We start from the raw sequence: 21,455 nt of genomic DNA, 5'->3' as shown, positions 1-21,455 counted from the left end.
GGGGTAGCGTCCCAGTCATGGGCAAGGCTCTGATCATCGTGGACGTACAGAACGACTTCTGCGAGGGCGGCTCGCTGGCCGTCGGTGGCGGTGCGGGGGTGGCTGCGGCCATCTCCGGATACGTCGCCGCCAACCGGTCCGCGTACGCGCACATCGTGGCGACCCGGGACTTCCATCTGGACCCGGGCGCGCACTTCTCCGCGGCTCCCGACTTCGTGGACACCTGGCCACCGCACTGCGTGATCGGCACCGAGGGCGCCGACTTCCATCCGGACCTGGCGCTGGCGCCGATCGAAGTGGTCTTCAGCAAGGGCCGCGAGACCGCCGCGTACAGCGGCTTCGAGGGCGTGTCCGACCAGGACGTGCCGCTGGGCGACTGGCTGCGCGAGCGCGGGGTGGACACCGTCGACGTCGTCGGCATCGCCACCGACCACTGCGTCCGCGCGACGGCGGTGGACGCCGTACGGGAGGGCCTGGACACGACCGTCCTGCTCGGCCTCACGGCGGGCGTGGCCAAGGAGACCACCGACCGCGCCCTCGACACGCTCAGGGCCGAGGGCGTCACGCTCGCCGGCACCCCGGTGGTGAACGGCTGACGTGGACACGCCGCCCGCGAACCCGCCGACCGTCCTGCTCGTCGTCGGTGTGTCCGGAAGCGGCAAGACGACCATCGGCGAGGGGCTGGCCAGGCGGCTGGGCTGGGACTACGCCGAGGCCGACGACTTCCATCCGCCCGCCAACGTCGAGAAGATGCGCACCGGGACCCCGCTCACCGACGAGGACCGCGGGCCCTGGCTGCGCGCCATCGCGGGCTGGGTCGAGGGACGGGTCCGGGCCGGCGTCCCCGGCGTGGCCAGCAGTTCGGCGCTCAAGCGCTCGTACCGCGAGATCCTGACCGGCGGGCGTCCCGAGGTACGGCTGATCTTCCTGGACGGCGACCGCGCGCTGATCGCCGACCGGATGGCCGATCGGCTGGGGCACTTCTTCAAGTCCTCGATGCTGGACGGCCAGCTGAAGGCCTTCGAGCCGGCCGAACCGGGCGAGCGGGGCGTGGTCGTCCCGATCACCGGTACCCCGGACGAGACCGTCACGCTGATCCTGGACCGCCTCGGCCTCGTTCCCGGCGACCCGTCCCTGGACCTCGCCGGCTGGACCGCCCCCGAGTTCGAGCGGACCCGCGAGCCGATGGACGGCCCCGAGCGGCCCATGCTGCAGGGCCTGCTCGACTCGCACCGGGCGACGCTGCTGCGCAAGTGCACCGGGCTGACGGGCGAGCAGCTCGTCCAGGAGTCCGCGCCGCCGTCCAACCTGACGCTGCTCGGGCTGGTCCGGCACATGACCTACGTCGAACGGATCTGGTACCGCATCCGGTTCGCGGGCCAGCCCGTCGAGAACGCCTACTCCACGCCCGGCTGGCGGGACGCCGACTTCGAGGATCTGTCCTCCGAGCGGGCCCCGGCCGAGCTGGCCCGGTTCATCGAGGAGTGCCGGCTGGCCGACGAGGCCGCGAGCGGCGCGTCGCTGGACGCCACGTTCACGTTCCGGGACGGCGTGCGCTCGCTGCGCTGGCTGTACCTGCACATGATCGAGGAGTACGCCCGCCACAACGGCCACGCCGACCTGCTGCGCGAGCGGATCGACGGCACCACCGGCGGCTGAACCGGGCCCTCTCCCGGCCGGCTCTAGTCCTCGGTACGGGGGTGGTCGCCGCCGCCGATCTGGTCGACGGCGTGCGCGAGCACCCGGCCCAGCACGGTCATCCCGTCCCGGACGCCGCCCTTCGAGCCGGGCAGGTTGACGATGAGCGTGCGGCCCGCGACCCCGGCGAGCCCGCGCGACAGGATCGCCGCCGGTACCTTGTCGCGGCCCTCCAGCCGGATCGCGTCCGCGATGCCGGGGACCTCCCGTTCGATCACCCGGCGGGTCATCTCGGGCGTCTCGTCGGTCGGGGTCAGGCCGGTCCCGCCGGAGGTCACCACGACGTCGTACCCCTGCTCGACCGCGTCGCGCAGGACCCCGGCGACCGGCTCGCCGTCCGGGACGACGACCGGGCCGTCCACCTGGCAGCCGAGGTCCTCCAGCATCTCCACCAGCACCGGCCCCGACGTGTCGGCGTAGACCCCGGCCGCCGCGCGGTTGGAGATCGTGACCGCCATCGCCCGGATCAGCCTGCGCACCTCGGGCTCCTCGCTATGACCCACGGGTCCACGTTCCCGTCTTGCCGCCGGTCTTCTCCTCGACCCGGACGTCGGTCACCACGGCGGCGGGATCGGCGGACTTGACCATGTCGATCAGCGCCAGTGCCGTGACCATCACCGAGGTGAGCGCCTCCATCTCCACGCCCGTACGGTCGGCGGTACGGACCTGCGCGGTGATGGCGACCCCGCCGTCCTCGATCTGCAGATCCACCTCGACGCCGTGCACGGCGATCGGGTGGCACAGCGGGACCAGGTCGGGGGTGCGCTTGGCCGCCATGATCCCGGCGATCCTGGCCACCGCGATCGCGTCGCCCTTGGGGACCTCGCCGGACCGGATGATCTCGACCGTACGGGCCGACAGCCGGACGAAGCCGCTGGCCCTGGCCGTACGGGCGGAGACGTTCTTGGCGGAGACGTCCACCATCCGGGCGGCGCCCGACGAGTCCAGATGGGTGAACTCCGAGCCCATGCTCACGATGGCAACCTCATCACGTCGACTCTGGAACCGGCCGGGACCCGCGTCGCGTCCTCCGGCAGGACGATGAGCGAGTCGGCCGACGACAGCGACTGCAGCTGGTGCGATCCCTGGCCTTCGGCCGGGGCGACCGAGTGCTCGCCGCGATCGGACGTCAGCCGTCCGCGCAGGAAGTGCCGGAGCCCGTCCGGGGACGTGACGTCCTCGGTGAGCACGGCGCTCAGCGTGGGCAGGTGGTCGGGCGGGAGCCCCTGCATGGCGCGCAGCGCGGGCCGGACGAACACCTGGAACGAGACGTAGGCGCTGACCGGGTTGCCGGGCAGCGTGAAGACCGGGACGCCCTCCAGCAGCCCGAAGCCCTGCGGCTTGCCCGGCCGCATCGCGACCTTGCCGAACTCGATCTCCCCGTCCCGCTCGAAGATCTCCTTGATCACGTCGCGGGCGCCCATCGAGACGCCGCCCGAGGTGATGATCGCGTCGGCCCGGACGAGCTGGTCCATCAGCGTCGTGCGGACCTCCTCCGCCTCGTCGCCGACGGTCGCCTGCCGGTAGCCCTTGGCGCCCGCCTCCATGACGGCGGTGGTCAGCATGAAGCTGTTGGAGTCCCAGATCTGGCCGGGAGCGAGCTGTGTCCCGGGGGCACGCAACTCGCTGCCGGTGGACAGCACGACGACGCGCGGGCGCGGCCGTACGAGAACGTGGGAACGGCCCACAGCGGCGAGCATGCCGAGCTGGGGTGCTCCCAGCCTGGTGCCCTCGGCCACCACGACCTGTCCGGCGCGTACGTCCTCCCCGGCCCGCCTGATGTAGTGGCCGGGAGGGGCGGAACGCGTGATCCGTACCGTGGCGGTGCCGCCGTCGGTCCACTCCACCGGGATGACCGCGTCGGCTCCGGCCGGCATGGCCGCGCCCGTCATGATGCGGGCGGTCAGGCCGGGACGGAGCGCCGACATCCCGGAGTCGCCCGCGGCGATGTCGCCGATGACGGGCAACGTGACCGGCTTGTCCTCGGTGGCGGCCGCGACGTCCGCCGCGACGACCGCGTACCCGTCCATGGCGGAGTTGTCGAACGGCGGCAGCGGGACCGGGGCCTCGACCCGTTCGGCCAGGACCCCGCCCGCCGCCTCCAGCAGCGCCTGCTCCAGCGGTGGCAGCAGCGGTACGGCGGCCAGGATGCCCGCGAGATGCTCGTCGACCGACTTCATGATCCGGCGGGCTCGCCCTCGTGGGCCTGCTCGTCATGCTTGCGGACGAACTCCCGCAGCCAGGCCATGAACTCCTCGGCCAGGTCGGGACGCTCGGAGGCGAACTGCACGACGGTACGCAGGTACTCCATCTTGTTGCCGGTGTCGTAGCGGCGGCCGCGGAACTTCACCCCGTACACCGTGCCGCCGTCCTCGCGCGGCATGTCGGCCAGGGTGCGCAGCGCGTCGGTCAACTGGATCTCGCCGCCGCGTCCCGGCGGCGTCTTCTCCAGCACGTCGAACACCGCGGGGTCGCACACGTACCGGCCGATGATGATCCAGTTGCTCGGCGCCTCGCCGGCCGGCGGCTTCTCCACCAGGTCGGTGATCCGCACGATGTCGTCCTCGCCGGTGGCCTCGATCGCGGCGCAGCCGTACGCCGAGACCTGGTCGGGCGGGACCTCCATCAGCGCCACCACGCTGCCGCCCAGCCGCTGCCGTACGTCGATCATGCGGGTGAGCAGCGCGTCCCTGGCGTCGATCATGTCGTCGCCGAGCAGCACCGCGAACGGCTCGTTGCCCACATGCTGGCGGGCGCAGTGCACGGCATGACCGAGACCGCGCGGCTCGCCCTGCCGGACGTAGTGCATGATGGCGAGGTCGCTGGACTCCCGGACGGCGGCCAGGCGCTTCTCGTCATCCTTGGCTCGCAGCGCCTCCTCCAGCTCGTAGGCCCGGTCGAAGTGGTCCTCGATGGATCGCTTGCTCCGGCCGGTGATCATCAGCACATCGGTGAGGCCGGCGGCGACGGCCTCTTCGACGACGTACTGGATCGCCGGTTTGTCGACGATCGGGAGCATTTCCTTGGGAGTCGCCTTGGTGGCGGGCAAGAATCGGGTACCGAGGCCGGCCGCCGGGACGACCGCCTTGAGGACAGGTTCAAAGTCGGTCATGTAGAGACCCTAGCCATCCGGGAGGTCCACAGCGTGCAGGACATCGGCTCTAAGACCGGCCACCGTGCGGAACTGCTGGCCAGGCGGTCGGCGATGGCACCGCAGGATCGATCGGCGGCGGCGCGGGCGATCCGCGACGCGCTGCTCGGCGTACCGGAGCTGGAGATGGCCGGGACGGTCGCGGCGTACGTGGCGATCGGGGCCGAGCCCGACACCCGGGGACTGCTGTTCGCGATGTGGAAGCGGGGCACGTACGTGCTGCTCCCGCGCCTGCTGCCGGACGGCGACCTCGACTGGGCGTCGTACGAGGGACCCGACTCGCTCGCCCCGGGGCCGCGCGGCCTGCTGGAGCCGACCGAGCCCGCGCGGGGCACCGGAGCGATCGCGAGCGCGGACGTGGTGATCGCACCGGCACTGGCCGTGGACCGCAGGGGTGTACGGCTCGGGCGCGGTGGCGGATCGTACGACCGGGCGCTGGCCAGAGTCGGTCCGGCGATTCTCACCGTTGGTCTGATATATGACGACGAACTGATCGACGAGCTACCTTTCGAGCCGCACGACCAGCACGTTCGGGCCGCCGTGACCCCGTCAGGCGGCTTCGTGCGGCTTCCCTAGGCCGATCTTCAGGAGGTATCTCGATGGCGGCAGATTTCCCGATGCGGGCGCCGTGGCGGATCCTGACCCTTTCCCCTCTCGGCAAGGACATGGTGAGCGGGCTGTTCGCGCCGCTGGGCGACGCCGTCGCGCTGGACTTCCCGGCCACCCGTGACCGGGACGGGCTGCACGCCGCGCTCGGGGACGCCGAACTGGTCATCGGCGACTTCACCGCGCTGCTGGCGCTGGACGCCGAGGCCGTGGCGGCGGCACCCAACCTGGCGTTCGTCCAGATGCCGGGCGTCGGGTTCGACAGCCTCGATGTCGACGCCCTGACGGCGGCGGGCGTTCCGGTGGCCAACACGGCGGGCGCCAACGCCCGCGCGGTCGCGGAGTGGGCGGTCGGCGCCGCCTTCGCGCTCTGCCGCCATCTGGTCTGGGGCGACCGGGGCGTGCGGGCGGGCAAGTGGCCGCAGCACGAACTGATCGCCCGTGGCACCCGTGAGATCCACACCCAGCGCGTCGGCATCATCGGGTACGGCGCGATCGGCGCGGAGGCGGCCCGGCTGTTCGAGGCGCTGGGCAGCCCGGTGTCGTACTGGTCGCGGCGCCGCCGTCCCGAGGCGTCCGCGACGTACCGGGAACTGGACGACCTGCTCGGCACGTCCGACATCCTCGTGCTCGCCGTCCCGCTGACGGCCGAGACCGCCGGGCTGCTGGACGGCGGGCGGCTGGACCTGCTGCCGCCGAACGCGCTGCTGGTGAACGTGGCGCGCGGCGGGATCGTGTCGGACGCCGCCGTCCTGCAGGCGCTGGAGTCGGGCCGGCTGGCGGGCGCGGCGCTGGACGTCTTCGAGGAGGAGCCGCCGGCCGCCGACCATCCGCTGCGCTCGCACGAGAACGTGCTGCTGTCGCCGCATGCGGCCGGGGCCACCGGGCAGGCACAGCTCAACATCATCTCGACGGTCCGGGACAACATCGGTGCGGCCGTGCAGGGGCGCGCTGTGACGAACGTGGTGAACGGTCTGGACCCGCAGGTCAGGCGGCACTGAGCCGGTCCCGGCGGGCCGCGGACACTCAACCAAAATTATGTGAAGCCCGCACGTATCTGTAGGATCCCTAAACGATCAGTTTTCCGCGGCCCGAAGGGTGGGATGTGCATCTCGACATCTGGCTACTCGGCGGGGCGACTCTTGTACTCTGCGCGATCGTCGCCGTGCGCATCTCGCATCGCGCGGGCCTTCCGACCCTGCTGGCGTACATGGGCATCGGGCTCTTCATCGGCGAGGGCGGCCCGTTCCATCTCAACTTCGACAACGCCCAGCTCGCCGAGACGCTCGGGCTGGCCGCGCTCGTCCTGATCCTCGCCGAAGGCGGGATCACCACCAACTGGCGGCACGTCCGCCCCTCGGTGCCCGCCGCGCTCGCCGTGTCCACCCTCGGCACGCTGATCAGCATCGGGATCGTCGCCGGGGCCGCCGGCTGGCTGCTCGGCATGGACTGGCGGCTGGCGTTCCTGCTGGCCGCCGTGCTGGCACCGACCGACGCGGCCGCGGTCTTCTCCGTGCTGCGCCGGCTGCCGCTGCCGTCCCGGCTGAGCGGGCTGCTGGAGGCCGAGTCCGGCTTCAACGACGCGCCCGTCGTGATCGTGGTGATCACGCTCAGCGCGCACGCGGGGATGCCGAACCTGGGCGAGCTGGCCGCCGTGATGGTGTACGAGCTGGTCGCGGGCGGCCTGATCGGGATCCTGATCGGCTGGCTCGGCGCGGCCGCGCTGCGCCGGATGGCGCTGCCCGCCTCCGGCCTCTACCCCATCGCGGTGCTGTCGCTGGCGGTCGGCTCGTACGGCGCGGCGGCGATGGCGCACTCCAGCGGCTTCCTCGCGGTGTACGTGAGCGCGCTCGTCCTCGGCAACTCCCGGCTGCCGCACCGTCCCGCCACCCGCGGCTTCGCCGAGGGCATCGCCTGGCTGGCCCAGATCGGCGTGTTCGTGATGCTGGGGCTGCTGGCCTCCCCGAGTGAGCTGCCGAACCACATCCTGCCCGCCCTGGTCATCGGGTTCGTCCTGCTGCTGGTGGCCCGGCCGGCGTCGGTGCTGCTGGCCACGATCGGCTTCCGGCTGACGCTGGGCGAGAAGCTGTTCGCCTCGTGGGCGGGGCTGCGCGGAGCCGTGCCGATCGTCCTGGCCACCATTCCGATGGTGGCGCAGGTGCCCGGCTCCGAAGAGCTGTTCTCGATCGTCTTCAACATCGTCGTGCTGTTCACCGCGCTGCAGGGCCCCACGCTGCCGCTGGTCGCCCGCTGGTGCCGGCTGAAGTCCGACGAGGAGGCCCGCGAGCTGAACGTGGAGGCCGCGCCACTGGAGGAGCTGCACGCCGACCTGCTGGAGATCCGCGTCCCGCCGGACTCCCAGCTGAACGGCGTGGAGATCTTCGAGCTGCGGCTGCCGCAGGGCGCCTCGATCACCCTCGTCGTCCGGGACGGCTCCAGTTTCGTACCGGAGACCACGACCCCGCTGCGCGGCGGCGACACCCTGCTGGTGGTCACCACCGACAAGGCGCGGAGCGCGGCCGAGCGGCGGCTGCGGGCGGTCAGCCGGCGCGGCAAGCTCGCCGGGTGGTTCGGCGAGACCGGTACGTGATCACACCGTGGGACCGTCGTCCGAACGCCGTGGGAACATCCCCGCGACGCAACCTGTTCCTAGATCCGGGTACCATTTAGCAGTCGTTCGGTAGGACTGCCAGCCGGAACAACCCGACCAGCCGGGATCGGCCTGGCGGAGTCAGCGAGGAGGAACCGTGCCGACGTATCAGTACGTTTGCACCGAGTGCGAGCAGCCCTTGGAAGTCGTGCAGAAGTTCAGCGACGAGACGCTGACCGAATGCCCGGCGTGCACCGGCCGCCTCCGCAAGGTCTTCTCCGCCGCCGGGATCATCTTCAAGGGTTCCGGCTTCTACCGGACGGACAGCCGCGGCTCGGGCAAGTCGACCAACGGATCTTCGACCTCGGCGTCGTCGAGCGAATCGGGCGGCTCGGGTGACTCCGGCGGCTCCGACTCCTCGTCGTCTTCTTCCTCGTCTTCGGACTCGGGTTCGGACTCGGGTTCGGGTTCCTCTGGCTCGGGTTCCTCTGGCTCGGCCTCCAAGTCGGAGTCGTCGGGCTCCTCGTCCTCCTCGTCGAGCTCGTCCTCCGAGAAGGTCGCCTGACCCCCGTTCCACCAGCACGGCCCGTACCACCAGCACCGTCGGGGCCGGAGGATCACACGTTGATGATCCTCCGGCCTTCGTCATGCCGGTGTGCCGTGAGGGTTCGCGCGGAGCGCCGTACAGGCTCCGGCTGCGGTACGGGCGATGCCGGTCCTTGCGGGGCCGGCAGTGGTGGCGCCGGGGGCGCTAGGTGCGGTGCCAGCGTGGCGCGTACGGCCTCCACTGGGACGGCATAGGGCGTCCCGTCCGCCTCCAGGGTCCGGTGCAGCCGTTCGAGTGCGGCCCGGTGCTCCCGGAGCAGCCAGTCGTCCGCGCAGAGCGCCGCGTACTCCAGCATGCTCGGCAGCGAATCCTCGGGCCCGTCCTCGAAATCCCAGTCCGCGTCCCGGTAGAGCCCGGCGAGGCGCGCCCGCACGGAACGACGTCGCGCGTCGTCGTCATCCTGTGTGAGGAGGAGCCGGCCCTCGCGACATATCTCCAGGTAGTGGGCGAGCATGCGGATCGGCGGCGTCCGGTCGACATGGTCGAGAAAGGCGTCCAGGCAGCGCCGCGCCACCCCGTCGGGCAGGTCGGCGACGGCGGCCCGCAGCATCGGCCGCCGGTCGTAAAAGCGCTGGTCGGGAAACACGAGCAGCAGCGACGCCGCCCGCCATACCACGAAGTCCACCGGTCCCCCGTTACCCCGAGCGGTCGGTCAGTGATCGCAGGGTTGGACGGCCGCGCGCCGATCGCCGTTCCCTACTTCTCTGGCAGTAGCCGGGCCGTGCCCCATGAGCCGGGAGGCGTAGTACCGCTCACACCTTCCGCCGGACGCGCCGGACCCCTTCCCCCGGCGACGATGAGACCGCACGAGGAGAACAGGGCGAACAGAGCGGGCAGAATTCCGGCACCTTCCCGGGAAACGCGATAGTACTTGACAACTCTCGATGAGCGAGAGACTCTGAAGCCTCCTTGTTGCGACATATCTCGAAATGATCCGCTGGGAGCAGACCACATGAGCACACCAAGTCCGGCCCCGCCGCCGCGAACACGGGCTTACCGCCTCGCCGCCATGGTCTCCGGCCGCCGCACCAAATGGGCCGTACTGGCCTTCTGGGTGATCCTGCTGGCCACCCTCGGTCCCCTGGCCGGCAAGCTCGGCGACGTCGAGGAGAACGACGCCGCCGCGTGGCTGCCCAGCGGGGCCGAGTCCACCCAGGTCGTCGAGTTGCAGGAACGGTTCCGCCAGGACGAGACCATGCTCGCGATGGTCGTCTACGAGCGTTCCGGCGGCATCACCCCGGCCGACCAGGCCAAGGCCAAGGCCGACGTCGCCGAGCTGGCCCAGCTGCCCGGCGCGCAGCGGCCGCAGGGCCCGTTCCCGTCCACGGACGGCAAGGCGCTGCAGACGCTCGTACCGCTGACCGACGCCGACCTCGTCAAGGCCGTCGACGACGCCCGCGCCCTGGTCGAGCGCGGCCCGCCCGGACTGACCGCGCATGTCACCGGGCCCGCGGGTGGCGGCGCCGACATGTTCAAGGTCTTCGAGACCATCGACGGCTTCCTGCTGGCGGCCGCCGGCAGCGTCGTGATCATCCTGCTCCTGTTCATCTATCGCAGCCCGCTGCTGTGGTTCGTCCCGGTGCTGAGCGCGGTGTTCGCCCTCGGCCTCGCCCAGTCCGTGGTCTACCTGCTGGCCAAGAACGCCGACCTGACCGTCAACGGGCAGAGCGCGGGCATCCTGACGGTCCTGGTGTTCGGCGTGGCCACCGACTACGCCCTCCTGCTCGTCGCCCGCTATCGCGAGGAACTGCACCGCCACCACGACCGGCACGAGGCGATGGCGTACGCGCTGCACCGCGCCGGTCCCGCGATCATCGCCTCCGCCGCCACCGTCGCCGTCGGCCTGCTGTGCCTGCTGTTCGCCGACATGAACTCCACCGCCGGGATGGGCCCGGTCGCCGCCGCCGGCGTCATCACCGCGCTGGCCGCCATGACCACCCTGCTGCCCGCGCTGCTGGTCATCTTCGGCCGCTGGATCTTCTGGCCGCTGGTCCCCCGGCACGACGCCAAGTACCTCGAGCCCGAGGCGTACGAGGCCGAGCACGGCATCTGGAGCCGGGTCGCGCGGCTGGTCAGCGCCCGCCCGCGGCTCATCTGGGCGGCCACCTCCATCGGCCTGGTCGTGATGACCCTGGGGCTCGGCTCGCTGAACGCCAACGGGTTGTCGGACGCCGGCCAGTTCGTCGACAAGCCCGATTCCATCGCAGGAGCCGAGATCCTCGGCCGGCACTTCCCGGCCGGTTCCGGCGCGCCCGCCGTCATCATCGCCCAGGCCCCGGCCGCCGGCCCGGTCGCCGCCGCCGTCAGCGGCACCGACGGCATCGCCAAGGTGAGCGAACCGGTCACCGCCGCCGGCCTCGTCCAGTTCGAGGCGACGCTGCGCGATCCGGCCGACAGCAAGGCCGCGCAGGGCACCATCGACCGGCTGCGCACGGCCGTGCACGCCGTACCCGGCGCCGAGGCCAAGGTCGGCGGCACCACCGCCACCACCCTCGACATCACCCGTGCCTCCGAGCGCGACAACTGGGTCATCATCCCGATCGTGCTGATCGTGGTCTTCCTCATCCTGGTGGCCCTGCTGCGGGCGCTGGTGGCACCGCTGCTGATGATGGGCTCGGTCGTGCTGTCGTTCCTGGCCTCGCTGGGCGCCTGCGCGCTGATCTTCAAGCACGTGTTCGGCTTCGAGGGCACCGACGCGGGCTTCCCGCTGCTGGCGTTCATCTTCCTGGTCGCCCTCGGCGTCGACTACAACATCTTCCTGATGCACCGCGTCCGGGAGGAATCGCAGGCCCTCGGCACCCGCCGCGGCGTGGTCCGCGGGCTGACCGTCACCGGCGGCGTGATCACCTCGGCCGGTCTGGTGCTGGCCGCCACCTTCGCCGCGCTCGCCACGCTGCCGCTGGTGAGCATGGCCGAAATGGGCTTCGTCGTCGCCTTCGGAGTGCTGCTGGACACGATCATCGTCCGGTCGCTGCTGCTGCCGGCCCTGTCGTTCGACATCGGCCGCCGCATCTGGGCCCCGAGCGGCCTGGCCAAGGCCGACCAGCCGCCGGTCCCGGCCGAACGCCCGAAGGTCCTGGTCAGCTGACCTCTTCGTGACCTGACCTCCTCGTGACCTGAGGTCCTTGGTGAGCCGGCCCGCCGACCCTTCAGGCCCCGCCGTCCTGGTGCCCCCAGGACGGCGGGGCCTGAAGTCACTTCGCTGGGCTGCCCCGCGCTCGTCCACCCGCGCGCTCGTCCACCCGAGTTATCCACCCGGGTTATCCACAATCTGTGCGCCCCCTCCCGCCGCCTCGCGAGGCCTCGTTAGTGTCGGCGCCATGTCTCGACCGCCTTCCGCGTCCCAGTCCGCCGCCGATCTCGGGGTGATCGGCGGCTCCGGCTTCTACTCGTTCCTCGACTCCGTCGAGGAGGTGCAGATCGACACCCCGTACGGCCCGCCCAGCGACCGGATCGCGATCGGCATGCTGGCCGGGCGGCGGGTCGCCTTCGTCCCCCGGCACGGGCGCGACCACCGCCACCCGCCGCACAAGATCCCGTACCGGGCCAACCTCTGGGCGCTGCGCTCGCTCGGCGTCCGCCAGGTGCTGGCCCCCAGCGCCGTCGGCTCCCTGACCACCCGGTACGGCCCGGGCACGCTCGCGATCCCCGACCAGCTCGTCGACCGCACCTCCGGCCGCGCGCAGACCTACTACGACGAGGGTGCCGCGATCCACCTCTCGTTCGCCGACCCCTACTGCCCCGCCGGGCGGGAGATCGCCGTGTCCGCCGCCCGCGAGGCGGGCTGGTCCCCGGTCGACGGCGGCACCCTCGTCGTCATCGAGGGCCCGCGCTTCTCCACCCGCGCCGAGTCGCGGTGGTACGCGGCGCAGGGCTGGACGCTGGTCGGCATGACCGGCCACCCCGAGGCCGTCCTGGCCCGCGAGCTCGCCCTCTGCTACACCCCGCTGTGCCTGGTCACCGATCTCGACGCCGGCATCGAGCAGGGCGAGGGCGTCACGATGGACGAGGTCTTCCGCGTCTTCGGCGAGAACATCGAACGCCTCCGCACCCTGGTCGCCGACGTGATCACATCCCTTCCCGCCGACCGCACCTGCCCCTGCTCCCGTTCCCTGGACGGCATGAAGCCCCCTATCGAACTTCCCTAGCGCCCCGTACACCGAGCGGCACCCGCGTTCCACGCGGGCCCGCGTCACAGCCCTGCCCGTACAGCGGTGCCCGTACGACCCTGCCCGTACAGCCGTGGTCGCACAGCCTGCCTGTGAGGCCCTGCCCCGCCCGGACATGCGTTTCCCCTGCCCGTGAGGAGATCGCGTTGAAAGTCAGATTCCGCAGACCCCTCGCAGCTCTGACCGCGGCCACCGGCACGGGCTGCGCGCTGCTGGCCGTTCAGACTCCCGGCACCGAGGTCCTGGTCGCAGCCCGCGATCTCCCGGCCGGGGCCACGCTCCGTCCAGGAGACGTGCGCAGCACGACGCTGCCGTCCTCCGCCATCCCCGCCGGGGCCCTGCGCGCCCGACCCGACCGTCCGCTCAACGGGCCGATGAGACGTGGCGAACCCCTCACCGACGCCCGGATCACGTCCGACGACCTCCTGGAGGGCTACGGCAGGGACACCGTCGCCGCACCCGTCCGCATCGCCGACGCCGCCACGGTGAAACTGCTCCACATCGGCGACCGCGTCGACGTGCTGGCGGTACGGCCGCCCGCCGGCACTCTCGTGGCCGCCGCGGTCCCGATCGTGGCGATCCCCCGCCGGAGCCCCGGCCAGGGCGCCCTCATCGTGCTCGCCACCACCCGCCCGCAGGCGGCCGCGCTCGCGGGCGCAGGCTCCCACCTGGCCGTGAGCATGACGAGGAGTTGGTAGTGTCTTTGCGCGACCCGTCCATCACCATAAGTCACAGAAGGATCCATGAGCGGCTTCAAGAAGTTCCTTTTCCGCGGCAACCTGGTGGAGCTGGCCGTCGCGGTCGTCGTCGGCGCGGCCTTCAGCGGCCTGGTCACGTCGTTCGTGAAGTCCTTCATCGGCCCGCTGATCGCCCTGATCGGCGGCGAGCCGGACTTCGACCGCCTGTCCTTCACGCTCGGCGGCACCGTCTTCCCGTACGGGCTCTTCGTCACGGCGCTGATCTCGTTCCTGATCGTCGCGACCGTCATCTACTTCATGGTCGTGCTGCCGATGTCCAAGCTGCTGGAACGGCTGGTCAAGGCCGAAGAGGCCACCGAGAAGCCCTGCCCGCACTGCCTCAGCGACATCCCGATCAAGGCGAGCCGCTGCCGGTTCTGTACCTCGGAGCTGACCATCGGCGCGCACTAGCCTGTGTCTCAAAGTCCCGGCCCACGGTGCTCGCCTGGCGGCTCGCACCGTGACCGGTTCTTGTGCGAGCGCGACATCGCTCCGCGATCTGCCCGATGACGCTCGCCTCCGGCATCGCCTCACCGGCCAGGTAACGCGCTCGCGCGGTGGCTGAGGCCACTTTGAGACAAGCCCCCTAGCCCTCGGTCCCGTACTCCCAGTGCCAGGGCTCGTACGGGTTGCTGTAGGCCCACGCGGGGTGGAACCACCCGTACTTCTTCGAGTTGGCCTCCAGCCAGTTGAACTGGGCGCTGCTGGCGTTCTCGATCCCCCCGCACAGGTCGAGGGCCTGCCCCTTGCCGTGGTTGCTGCTGCCCGGCACCGCCGCGAACCCGGGCCGCTGCGAGTACACCCGCTGCTGGTCGGGCAGGCTGCGGTAGGAGTCCGTGACGCACATGTCGCGGCTGAACCTGCGCTTGTACGCGGCGTTCAGCTTGTAGAAGGCGATCGCCGCGTCGGCCCGCAGCTGCTCGCCCTGCTGGGGCAGCGGGCACAGGTACTTGTTCGGGATCAGCCCATTAGGGAAGTTCTTGGCGTTCGCCGCCCCGTCCCGGTCGCACTTGGCCAGCAGCCGCCGCTCCCGGTCGGACTCCACCTTCTTGAGCATGGCGCTGAGCTCCTTGGTGAGCCCCTCCGACCTGCTCTTCAGCCCGTCGATGTCCTGCTGCAGCTTCGTCTGCTCCACGGCGTTCCGCGACTGCAGCTCCTGCGCCGTCGACGTCAGCCGCTGCCGGCGCGCCTGCAGCTCGTCCGCCTGCCGCACCAGCGTCTGCTGCCCGTTGGCCAGATGGGTGACATCGGCCGTCGCCCGCAGCGCCTGGCCCGCGTCCCCGCCGCCGAAGATCGACATCGAACCGGCCGCCCCGGGCTGCTGGTACGAGGCGTTCGCGAGCCGGGCCAGCGGCCCGCGGATCCGGTTGAGATCCGCCTCGGCCTTGGCCAGGTCCTTGAGCGTGGCCCGCAGCTTGTCCTGGGAGCTCGCAAGATCCTTCTTGCGCTTCTCCATCTGCCCGGTCGCCTTCTCCAGTTCGGCCCGCGCCTTCGAAGCCGCGCTCCGCAGCTGCTTGACCGGATCCTCGCGCGCGGTGGCCACGCCCGGCAGTCCGACGACCATCACCAGGAAGACCGCGGTCAGCACCGCCGACCGGGGGATTGGCACAGTGTTCCTCCTGATGCCCAAAAGCACGACAGCGGCAGGAACGTTACTACATGTTCACAGACGACTTCACCGAGTCCGGTAACCGTTCCGTTCGCACCACTTCCTGAGGAACGGGATCCCTGCCCATTTCCTCGGGCAGTCACCACGGTACCGCCGCTCGGGCCGCGGCTTCGGACGGCTCTTGGTGGGCACCACCCGTTCCGGCGCCCGCGTCTTCGGCACCGGCCGCGGCGGTACGTACTCACCCTGCGTCGGATGGGTCTCGGGCGCCTGCGGCGTACTGGGCCGCACATCAACGTTCCGCGGCCCCGCCACGGGCTCGGATCCACCGCCGCCCCGTACTCCCACCACGACCAGAGCGAGCACGATCACGGCGACCGCCCCGCCGATCACGTACACCCACTTCACCCGCACGGACCGTAGCGTACCGACCCACCCGCCATTGGACCTAATACCGGACATCCCCCATCCCACTACAACCGGACATGGCCCCCTGCACCTGCACCCGGACTTGAACCGTCCGCTTGCACCCGGACTCGGCTGTCCCGCTCCGCCCCCCTGGCGCACTCCAGCCCGGCATGGCCCATCCCACTCCGCCCACGCCAGCCCGGCATGGCCCATCCCACTCCATAAGAAGGAGCGTCCGCGCCCGCGTTCCCTTACCCTGTGAGGTGCCGTCCGCTACGCTCATCCGGCGAGCGACGACATGCCTCCGTAGCTCAGGGGATAGAGCACCGCTCTCCTAAAGCGGGTGCCGCAGGTTCGAATCCTGCCGGGGGCGCCCAGGTCAGAGGCCGGTCCCGGGATCGCGACCGGCCTCCGGCGGTCCCCCGACTGTCCCCCGGCAGTCCCCGCGAGCGTCCCGCCGTCCGGATCCAGGCGCATCGGATCCCAAGGCGCCATCGGCCTGATGGACGCCGTCTCGCGGCCGGGAGAAATCACCCTATTTTCACCCGAAGATCGTTCTAGACTGTCCTCCTCACCCGGGAGGAAAAGCGATGACCGACGGTTACGGGCAGGTTCATATTCCGGAGGACGTGCCGACCTCGGCGCGCACGTACGGGTGGATGCTGGGTGGCAAGGACAATTTCGAGGTGGACCGGCAGTTCACCATCGGAATGCTGGAGGAGTTCCACGCCGGCGTGGACATCACCCGGGAGAATCGCCGGTTCCTCTACCGGGCCGTTCGGCACATGGTGAGCGATGGGGGCATCCGGCAGTTCATCGACATGGGCTGCGGGCTGCCGACCAATAACAATGTGCACCAGGTCGCCCAGGCGCTCGCGCCCGAGTCCCGTGTCGTGTACGTGGACAACGATCCGATCGTCCTCGCGCACGGGCGCGCCCTGCTGACGACCGACGAGAGCACCACGATGATCCAGGCCGATTTCCGCGAGCAGGAGGCGCTGCTGGCGGAGCCGGCGCTGCAGCGGCTGATCGACTTCGACGAGCCGGTGGGCATGCTGTTCCTGTCGGTCGGCCATCACCTGATGGACGAGGACGATCCCGCCCGGGTCCTCGGTGAGATCATCGGACGGGCCGCCCCCGGCAGCCACTTGGCGTTCAGCCAGATGGTCTGCGACCGGACCCCTCAGCGCGTGGACATGAACGCCCGGTTCAACGGCGCCGGACTGCAGATGCGGATGCGTTCCCCGGAGGAGGTCGCCGAGATGCTGCCCGCGCTGGAGCGGGTGGAGCCCGGCCTCGTGAACGTCAAGGACTGGCGCCCCGATCCCGGCCAGCCCGCGCTGGACCCGGTGCCCGCCGAACTCCAGAAGTACGTGGGCCGCTCGGCCCTGGATCCCTCCGTTTACGAATACGGCGGCCTGCTCCGCAAGTCCTGACAGCCGCCGGAAACCGTCGAATGTGCCGGTCCGCCCCCGCTTCGCTTTTGGAGCGGGGGCATTTCCATTCGGGAAATCAGGGGCGGTGTCCCGCCGTCTCAGGAGAGATCTACCCAATCAGGACTCGGGGGTTACGTTTACCGAGGCCCGGGTAGTCACACAAAGCGACGGGTCTTTCCCTGGGTAGATTTTGTCCTTCCGGTGGTGGCACATCCCCATCAGTGCGTCCGCAGGGAAGGGGGCCTTCATGGACCGCAGGATCAGATTCCTGTTCATCCTGATCGCCATACTGCTCGGCGTCATCGTCGCCCTCGTGGCGGGAATTCTCACCGGAGCCGCCGGGAACTCCGTACCGCAGGCCATCCTCACCGGGGGCACCGCGTTCGCGGGCACCGTCACCCTGGCCCTCCTGGTGATGAGCGTCGCGGGCGTCTTCGATCCCGCGCTCGACGAGGAGCCCGGACGACGGCGGTGAGGCGGCCGCCGGGATTCCGATCAAGCGCACAGCGTGATGGGACGTTACGTCGAGTCGCATGGCGGGTCGCTCATGAGCGGGTGACGCAGGCGGCGCAGCTCGGCGAATCCTCCGTTCACCAGGGAAGGGGGCGGCCGTCGCGGAAGAAGCCGCCGGTGGGGCCGTCGCCGGGCAGGGTGACCGCCCACACCACGCTCGCGGCGCCCTCGGACACGGGCCTGCCGCCCGGTCCGCCCATGTCGGTGGCGACCCAGCCCGGGCACACGGCGTTGACCAGGATGCGGTCGGTACGCAGCTCGGCGGCCAGCATCCGGGTCAAGGCGTTGAGCGCGACCTTCGAGGCGTTGTACGCGGGGGTACCGCCGCCCATGTTGGTCAGCGAGGCCGCCTCGCTGGAGACGTTCACGATCCGCGGGTGGGCGCTCTCGCGCAGCAGGGGAAGGAAGGCCTGCACCAGGCGCCACGGGCCGTACAGGTTGGTCTCGGCCGCCTCCCGGACGATGTCGAGGTCGGCGGTGGCGGCGCGCTGCCATGTGTCGTACGTGATGGCGGCGTTGTTGACCAGCACGTCCAGCGTCCCGAACCGTTCGGCGACCTCCGCGGCCACCCGGGTGGCGTCGTCGTCGGACGTGACGTCCAGGTGCAGGGGGTGGACGTTCGGGCCCAGCTCGGTGGCGGCGGTCTTGGCCGCCTCCGGGGAACGGGCGGTGAGCAGGACGGTGTGCCCGAGGGCGGCGAGCCGGCGGCAGACGTCGCGGCCGATGCCCCGGTTCGCGCCGGTCACCAGCGCGATCATGGCGTGCCCGCGGCCAGGGCCATCAGATCCCGGTTGCCGTCGGCCCAGGTGGCGGTCATCACCACGCCGCTGATCTTCCAGCCGCCGTCGCGGACCAGGTCGAAGCGGTAGGTGCCGCCGAGCGTCCACAGCGGCGAGCCGAACGGGTTCGCCAGCCGGTGCGTGGCCTGGAACGAGGCGGTGCAGACGGCGGTGTCCCCGTCCACGGTGACCAGGTGGCCGGTGATCAGGTGCTGGGTGGCGTCGAAACCGCCGAGCACGCCGGTCCAGCCCGCGACGATCTGCTCGGGCGTCAGCGTGACGGGCTCGCCGCCGTTGAGGCTGGTGTAGTCGAGCAGGACCTTCCCGGCGAAGACGGTGGCGAGCAGGTCCCATTCGCGCCGGTCGGCATGCCATCCCATCCGCGTGCAGGTCTCGATGACGTCCAGGCGGTCCTCGGCAGTGGCCATGTCGCATTTCCCCTCGCTGCCCCGGCGCTCTGCCCGGGCATGTCGATCATGCTGGTGCGGGCGTGGCGCGTCCAATAGAAGCCGTGATAACCATCGGTTATGGACGCCCATCTGCGGGATCTTCGGTATTTCTGCGCCGTGGCCGAGGAGCTGAGCTTCACCCGCGCCGCCGAACGGCTGTACGTCTCCCAGCCGGCCCTCAGCAAGCAGATCGGCCGGCTCGAGGAGGCCATGCGGGTCAAGCTCCTCGACCGCGACCGGCGTGCCGTGACCCTGACCGCACCCGGGCGAGCGCTGCTGACGGCCGCGCAGGAGCTGCTGCGTACCTGGGACGAGGCGCAGCGGGCGGTCAGCGACGCTGCCGCCGCCGAGTCCGCCGTCCTCACCGTCGGGCTGTCCACCAGTGTGGGCCGGGGCCTGATGTCCGCGGTACGGGCCCGTTTCGAGGAACGGTGTCCCACCTGGCGGCTCAAGTTGCGCCAGATCAACTGGGACGACGCCACCGCGGGACTCGCGAACGGTGAGGTCGACCTGGCGTTCGTCTGGCTCCCCATCCCGCGCCAGGACGCCTTCAACCTGCGGGTGGTGGCCGAGGAGCCCCGCTGGATCGCGTTCCGGGACGACCACTGGCTCGCCGGGCGCCGCGAGGTCGACTTCGCTGAACTGCTGGACGAGCCGTTCCTGGCCCTGCCCGAGAGCGCCGGGCCATTGCGCGACCACTGGCTCGCCCTCGACCATCGCGGCGGCCGTCCCGCCACCATCGCGGGCACGGTCACCAATGCCGACGAGACGTTCACCGCCATCGAGGAGGGCAGCGGCGTCGCGCTGCTCGCGTCCGGCAACGCCGCCATCTACAAGCGGACGGGAATCCAGGCCATCCCCGTCTCCGGCCTGTCCCCCAGCGAACTCGCCATCGCCTGGAATCCCGGCGACCACCGTCCCGCGATCCGCTCCTTCATCGAAGCGCTCCCCCAGCCCGAACGATCTGCGGCCGGTTCGGTTCATCCGCCGATGCAGGGGTAGGCGCCCGGAAACCAGCCGAACAAGGGGAGGTTCCATGTCGACCCAGGAGACCGGTCAGGTCACGGGTACCAAGGACAAGGACTACAACATCATCTGGTTCGTCGAGGCGTGCCTCAGCAACGCGCTACGCCTGGAGACCTACATCGCGGACGCCAAGCGCGACGGCGACACCGAACTGGCCGAGTTCTTCAAACGCGCCCAGGGCGAAAGCCGCAAGGGCGCCGAGCAGGGCAAGCAGTTCCTCAAGCAGCGCCTCGCCTAGGGACTGTCTCAAAGTGGCCTCAGCCACCGCGCGAGCGCATTACCTGGCCGGGGAGGCAAAGCCGAAGGCGAGCCTCACCGGCCAGATCGCGAAGCGATGCCGCGCTCGCACAAGAACCGGTCACGGTGCGAGCCGCCAGGCGAGCAGCGTGGGCCGGGTCTTAGGAACACGCGTCCGGTCAGGGGAGGCCGACCAGGGCTTCGGCTTCGCCGGTGTGGAACGGGGCGGGGCCGTGCCATTCGAGGAGCAGGACCGTGGCGTCGTCGCTGAGCTGTCCGTCGTGGTAGTTCAGGTGGTGGCGGATGAGGCGGCGCAGGGTCTCGGGTACCGGTAGCCCGTCGGCGTCGTGCCGGATGATGAAGTCGGTGAAGCGGTCGAGACCGAACTCGCGGCCCTCGGGGCTGCGGGCCTCGGTGATGCCGTCGGTGTAGAGCAGCAGGCGGTCGCCGGGTTCGAGCTGTTGGTGGCAGACGGTGGCCGTGACCCCGAGCCCCAGGCCCATCGGGGGCGCGGGCGGGCATTCCAGCGGCAGCGTGCGGCGCCTGCGGATGATCACGGGCGGATGGTGGCCGCGGCTGATCCAGGTCAGCGTCCCGCTCACCACGTCCAGCTCGGCCATGATGCCGGTGACGAACCGGGCGTCGGGGAACTGCTCCTGCACCATCTCCTCGATCCGCTCGGCGATGCCGTTCAGGCCTTCATGCTGGCGGCGGTGGTTGCGGCAGGCGGCGACGGCGAGGTTGGCGGTGAGGCCGGACGCGGCGTCGTGGCCCATCGCGTCGAAGATGCTCAGATGGACGGTCCCGCCGCTGAACGCGTAGTCGAAGGCGTCGCCGGAGATCTCGTACGCGGGTTCCAGCACGGCGCTGATCATCACCTGGTCGGTCGCGCAGGTCCGGGGCGGGATCAGCCGCCACTGCATCTCGGCCGCCACGTTCATCTGCCGGCGCCGGACCAGCCGGGCGTGCGCGTCGCTCACCCCGCGCTTGGTCACCACGAGCAGCGCGACGACGGCGGCCAGTTCCCGCATGCCCTCGAAGGGCGGGTCGTCGGCCGTCCGGGTGGTGACGCGCAGGACGCCCAGCCGCTCCGTGCCGTTCAGCAGCGGGACCCACCACCGCGCGGGACCCGGCTCGCCCGGTGACCCCGGCACGATCTCCCCGTGCTGGAAGGCGCGACCCGGCACCGTGCCCTCGACCGGCATGTCGGCCGGGCGTTCGCCGGACTCCTCGTTGGCGTCGATGCCGTGCCCGGTGAGCAGGAAGAGGATCTCCTCCTGGAGGTCCACCAGGTACACCAGCACATCGGTCAGGGCGGCCTCGGCGGCGTGCTCGACCACCGCGTCCGGCAGCTGCTCGAACGTGATCAGATGGCCGGCCCTCACCAGCCCGGCGAGCATCCGCTCGCGCCCCGACGGACCGCCCATCCCGGTGGCCTCC

24 protein-coding genes, 1 tRNA gene and 1 pseudogene are annotated in these 21,455 nt (G+C 70.8%); 15 read left to right on the top strand and 11 right to left on the bottom strand.

The features are described from left to right. Positions 1–17 precede the first annotated feature (17 nt). Positions 18–596 (top strand): isochorismatase family protein, encoded by a 579-nt coding sequence (locus tag ACH34Q_RS15495; RefSeq protein WP_395983610.1) that lies wholly within the window; start codon positions 18–20, stop codon positions 594–596. Between the two features lies 1 nt (position 597). Further along, on the top strand, positions 598–1,659 hold the full coding sequence (locus tag ACH34Q_RS15490; protein WP_395983609.1) for a gluconokinase, GntK/IdnK-type: 1,062 nt from the start codon (positions 598–600) through the stop codon (positions 1,657–1,659). Between the two features lie 23 nt (positions 1,660–1,682). Here ACH34Q_RS15490 and ACH34Q_RS15485 read toward each other — a convergent pair whose 3' ends face one another. From ACH34Q_RS15485 to galU, 4 genes are read right to left on the bottom strand one after another with little or no spacing between them, the layout of a single operon-like run. Next, the gene (locus ACH34Q_RS15485) at positions 1,683–2,156 is read right to left on the bottom strand and encodes a molybdenum cofactor biosynthesis protein B (RefSeq protein ID WP_395983711.1); all 474 of its coding nucleotides are present in this window, start codon (positions 2,154–2,156) and stop codon (positions 1,683–1,685) included. A gap of 34 nt (positions 2,157–2,190) precedes the next feature. Continuing rightward, positions 2,191–2,667: a cyclic pyranopterin monophosphate synthase MoaC gene (gene moaC, locus ACH34Q_RS15480; protein ID WP_395983710.1), complete on the bottom strand. Its 477-nt coding sequence runs from the start codon at positions 2,665–2,667 to the stop codon at positions 2,191–2,193. A 2-nt stretch (positions 2,668–2,669) separates the two neighbouring features. Beyond that, a complete protein-coding gene (gene glp / locus ACH34Q_RS15475) occupies positions 2,670–3,878 on the bottom strand; it encodes a gephyrin-like molybdotransferase Glp (RefSeq protein ID WP_395983608.1) in 1,209 nt (402 codons plus the stop codon). Next, a complete protein-coding gene (gene galU / locus ACH34Q_RS15470) occupies positions 3,875–4,810 on the bottom strand; it encodes a UTP--glucose-1-phosphate uridylyltransferase GalU (RefSeq protein WP_395983607.1) in 936 nt (311 codons plus the stop codon). The genes glp and galU overlap by 4 nt, the downstream gene beginning before the upstream one ends. A 33-nt stretch (positions 4,811–4,843) precedes the next feature. Between galU and ACH34Q_RS15465 the strand changes: the two genes are divergently transcribed. The 4 genes and pseudogenes from ACH34Q_RS15465 to ACH34Q_RS15450 all read left to right on the top strand — a co-directional run. Then, the gene (locus ACH34Q_RS15465) at positions 4,844–5,425 is read left to right on the top strand and encodes a 5-formyltetrahydrofolate cyclo-ligase (RefSeq protein ID WP_395983606.1); all 582 of its coding nucleotides are present in this window, start codon (positions 4,844–4,846) and stop codon (positions 5,423–5,425) included. A gap of 23 nt (positions 5,426–5,448) precedes the next feature. Then, positions 5,449–6,456: an NAD(P)-dependent oxidoreductase gene (locus ACH34Q_RS15460; RefSeq protein WP_395983605.1), complete on the top strand. Its 1,008-nt coding sequence runs from the start codon at positions 5,449–5,451 to the stop codon at positions 6,454–6,456. Positions 6,457–6,560: 104 nt separating this feature from the next. After that, the gene (locus ACH34Q_RS15455) at positions 6,561–8,045 is read left to right on the top strand and encodes a potassium/proton antiporter (RefSeq protein WP_395983604.1); all 1,485 of its coding nucleotides are present in this window, start codon (positions 6,561–6,563) and stop codon (positions 8,043–8,045) included. 157 nt (positions 8,046–8,202) lie between these two features. Continuing rightward, positions 8,203–8,343, top strand: a pseudogene (locus tag ACH34Q_RS15450) (FmdB family zinc ribbon protein); the annotation flags it as partial. A 14-nt stretch (positions 8,344–8,357) separates the two neighbouring features. On the opposite strand, the gene ACH34Q_RS15445 reads toward ACH34Q_RS15450, so the two are convergent. Together ACH34Q_RS15445 and ACH34Q_RS15440 are read right to left on the bottom strand one after the other, a co-directional pair. Beyond that, positions 8,358–8,666, bottom strand: a complete 309-nt coding sequence (locus tag ACH34Q_RS15445; protein WP_395983716.1) for a hypothetical protein — start codon at positions 8,664–8,666, stop codon at positions 8,358–8,360. Next, positions 8,663–9,277 carry a nitrate reductase molybdenum cofactor assembly chaperone gene (locus ACH34Q_RS15440; RefSeq protein WP_395983603.1) on the bottom strand — a complete coding sequence of 205 codons (615 nt, stop codon included), beginning with the start codon at positions 9,275–9,277 and terminating at the stop codon, positions 8,663–8,665. The genes ACH34Q_RS15445 and ACH34Q_RS15440 overlap by 4 nt, the downstream gene beginning before the upstream one ends. A 327-nt stretch (positions 9,278–9,604) precedes the next feature. Here ACH34Q_RS15440 and ACH34Q_RS15435 point away from each other — a divergent pair, with 327 nt between their 5' ends. The 4 genes from ACH34Q_RS15435 to mscL all read left to right on the top strand — a co-directional run bounded on the left by ACH34Q_RS15435 (position 9,605) and on the right by mscL (position 13,969). Further along, a complete protein-coding gene (locus ACH34Q_RS15435) occupies positions 9,605–11,740 on the top strand; it encodes an MMPL family transporter (protein ID WP_395983602.1) in 2,136 nt (711 codons plus the stop codon). 232 nt (positions 11,741–11,972) lie between these two features. Beyond that, the gene (locus ACH34Q_RS15430; RefSeq protein ID WP_395983601.1) at positions 11,973–12,800 is read left to right on the top strand and encodes an S-methyl-5'-thioadenosine phosphorylase; all 828 of its coding nucleotides are present in this window, start codon (positions 11,973–11,975) and stop codon (positions 12,798–12,800) included. A 167-nt stretch (positions 12,801–12,967) separates the two neighbouring features. Continuing rightward, a complete protein-coding gene (locus ACH34Q_RS15425) occupies positions 12,968–13,519 on the top strand; it encodes an SAF domain-containing protein (RefSeq protein ID WP_395983600.1) in 552 nt (183 codons plus the stop codon). 45 nt (positions 13,520–13,564) lie between these two features. Further along, a complete protein-coding gene (gene mscL, locus ACH34Q_RS15420; RefSeq protein WP_395983599.1) occupies positions 13,565–13,969 on the top strand; it encodes a large conductance mechanosensitive channel protein MscL in 405 nt (134 codons plus the stop codon). Positions 13,970–14,144: 175 nt separating this feature from the next. On the opposite strand, the gene ACH34Q_RS15415 is transcribed toward mscL, so the two are convergent. Together ACH34Q_RS15415 and ACH34Q_RS15410 are read right to left on the bottom strand one after the other, a co-directional pair. Then, positions 14,145–15,167, bottom strand: a complete 1,023-nt coding sequence (locus ACH34Q_RS15415; protein WP_395983598.1) for a D-alanyl-D-alanine carboxypeptidase family protein — start codon at positions 15,165–15,167, stop codon at positions 14,145–14,147. Positions 15,168–15,233: 66 nt separating this feature from the next. After that, on the bottom strand, positions 15,234–15,581 hold the full coding sequence (locus ACH34Q_RS15410) for a hypothetical protein (protein WP_395983597.1): 348 nt from the start codon (positions 15,579–15,581) through the stop codon (positions 15,234–15,236). 294 nt (positions 15,582–15,875) lie between these two features. Between ACH34Q_RS15410 and ACH34Q_RS15405 the strand changes: the two genes are divergently transcribed. From ACH34Q_RS15405 to ACH34Q_RS15395, 3 genes are all read left to right on the top strand, one after another. Further along, positions 15,876–15,948: transfer RNA gene (locus ACH34Q_RS15405), tRNA-Arg, on the top strand. 217 nt (positions 15,949–16,165) lie between these two features. Continuing rightward, on the top strand, positions 16,166–17,011 hold the full coding sequence (locus tag ACH34Q_RS15400) for an SAM-dependent methyltransferase (protein ID WP_395983596.1): 846 nt from the start codon (positions 16,166–16,168) through the stop codon (positions 17,009–17,011). A 247-nt stretch (positions 17,012–17,258) separates the two neighbouring features. Continuing rightward, on the top strand, positions 17,259–17,486 hold the full coding sequence (locus ACH34Q_RS15395) for a hypothetical protein (protein WP_395983595.1): 228 nt from the start codon (positions 17,259–17,261) through the stop codon (positions 17,484–17,486). A gap of 115 nt (positions 17,487–17,601) precedes the next feature. On the opposite strand, the gene ACH34Q_RS15390 is transcribed toward ACH34Q_RS15395, so the two are convergent. Then, a complete protein-coding gene (locus tag ACH34Q_RS15390; protein ID WP_395983594.1) occupies positions 17,602–18,270 on the bottom strand; it encodes an SDR family oxidoreductase in 669 nt (222 codons plus the stop codon). 8 nt (positions 18,271–18,278) lie between these two features. Further along, positions 18,279–18,731 carry a nuclear transport factor 2 family protein gene (locus tag ACH34Q_RS15385; RefSeq protein WP_395983593.1) on the bottom strand — a complete coding sequence of 151 codons (453 nt, stop codon included), beginning with the start codon at positions 18,729–18,731 and terminating at the stop codon, positions 18,279–18,281. Between the two features lie 99 nt (positions 18,732–18,830). Between ACH34Q_RS15385 and ACH34Q_RS15380 the strand changes: the two genes are divergently transcribed. Next, positions 18,831–19,754 (top strand): LysR family transcriptional regulator, encoded by a 924-nt coding sequence (locus tag ACH34Q_RS15380; RefSeq protein WP_395983591.1) that lies wholly within the window; start codon positions 18,831–18,833, stop codon positions 19,752–19,754. A gap of 34 nt (positions 19,755–19,788) precedes the next feature. Further along, positions 19,789–20,016, top strand: a complete 228-nt coding sequence (locus ACH34Q_RS15375) for a hypothetical protein (RefSeq protein ID WP_395983590.1) — start codon at positions 19,789–19,791, stop codon at positions 20,014–20,016. Positions 20,017–20,194: 178 nt separating this feature from the next. On the opposite strand, the gene ACH34Q_RS15370 is transcribed toward ACH34Q_RS15375, so the two are convergent. Further along, complete coding sequence (locus ACH34Q_RS15370) at positions 20,195–21,442, bottom strand: PP2C family protein-serine/threonine phosphatase (protein WP_395983589.1); 1,248 nt, start codon at positions 21,440–21,442, stop codon at positions 20,195–20,197. Between the last annotated feature and the right edge of the window lie 13 nt (positions 21,443–21,455).

This window comes from Actinomadura sp. 9N407 (genome assembly GCF_044326315.1).
Lineage (GTDB): Bacteria > Actinomycetota > Actinomycetes > Streptosporangiales > Streptosporangiaceae > Spirillospora.
This window is presented reverse-complemented; position numbering and strand designations above follow the sequence as displayed.